Below are 1,409 nucleotides of genomic sequence, written 5' to 3' on the forward strand. Positions count from 1 at the left end.
TCGCCGTACTGGCCGAAATGGGAATTTTTCGACGCCCTGCTGCGGCGGTTCTACGGTGTCGACGCCGCGATCGGGTTCACTGTCGGCGCGGAATGGTCGGTGGTCGAGATCCCTGACCGCAAAGTCGTGGTGGCGGGACTGAACTCGACGATGGCCGAAACGCACGAGGAGCACTACGGCTGGCTCGGTGAACACCAGCTCCGTACCGTCGCCGAGGCGCTGGGCCGCTACGAGCGGGACGGCTGGCTACGAATCGGCGCCGTCCACCACAACCCCATCCGGGACGCCACCTCCGACGACGAGAACCTGCGCGACGCCGACGATCTCGACCGTATCCTCGGCCCGCACCTGAACCTGCTGCTACACGGCCACACCCACGACGGCCGGGTCGGTTGGTTGTCCTCCGGGCTGCCGGTCGGGTCCACGGGCAGTGCGGCGGTCGACGCGCAGGCCCGCCCGTCGGAGGTGCCGAACCAGTATCAGCTGCTCCGGATCGACCGGGACGGGTTCACCCGCTATGCCCGCCGCTACGAGCCCGATCAGAAACGTTGGACGGGTGACCTGCGGGTCGACCCGGCCGGCAGCTCGTGGTCGGTGCGCACACCGCACACGTTCCAGTCGGTGCACGCGGCCTTCCCATCCCCGACCCCCCACTCACCTGGGCCGGACGACACGGCGGGTGAGCAAGGCCGGCACCGATCCGGCCGGCACGGCCGCGAATGGTCCGACCAGAACCCGTACGACGACGAGCTGTCCCACGGATTGTCCGGACCACCGCGGCGGCCACCCGACACGCTTGACGAGATCGCCAAGGTGGCCCGCCTGCACCACCCGCACGCGACGGTCGAGCGGGTCGAGACGTCCGGTGGGCGGCCGGCGCACCTGCGGGTGCGGCGGGCTGAGGGCCGTGTCGTCGAGCAGCGGGTCGTCGGCCTGATCGACGGCGAACTCGCGAACAGCAAACTGGACGCGGCGGCGGTCGACGAGTTCGCCACGACGGTCCGGGTGCCGTACCTGGCCGCCGTCCCCGGTCTGTTCGCCGACCTCGTCTACACCGGCGGGACGCAGGCCGCGCCGGAGCTGGTCGACCACGCAGAGCGGCATGGTGTCCAGCTGCTGAGCATGCCCGAATACCAGGGTGTGCTGGACCTGCGCGGCTACGTCGAGCGGCAGACGGCCCGGCTGCGCACCGACCGCGACTACCCACCGGAGCTGTATGTGCCGCAGCGCATCCGACGGGTCCACCGCACTACCGGCACCGCGACGGGCACGGGAACTGGCACCGCCGCCGACCCCGCACTCCAACAGATCGTCGAGTGGCTGACCACCGACGAGGCCCGGTTCGTCCTCGTGCTCGGCGACTCCGGCCACGGCAAGACCTTTCTGACACACCAGCTCGCCCTGGAGCT

General features: G+C 70.3%; 1 pseudogene. It reads left to right on the forward strand.

Going from position 1 to position 1,409, the window contains the following annotated elements:
• Positions 1-1,409: pseudogene (locus tag U9980_RS28030) on the forward strand (metallophosphoesterase); the annotation flags it as partial.

It is taken from the genome of Protofrankia sp. Cr1, from assembly GCF_963555865.1.
GTDB lineage: Bacteria > Actinomycetota > Actinomycetes > Frankiales > Frankiaceae > Protofrankia.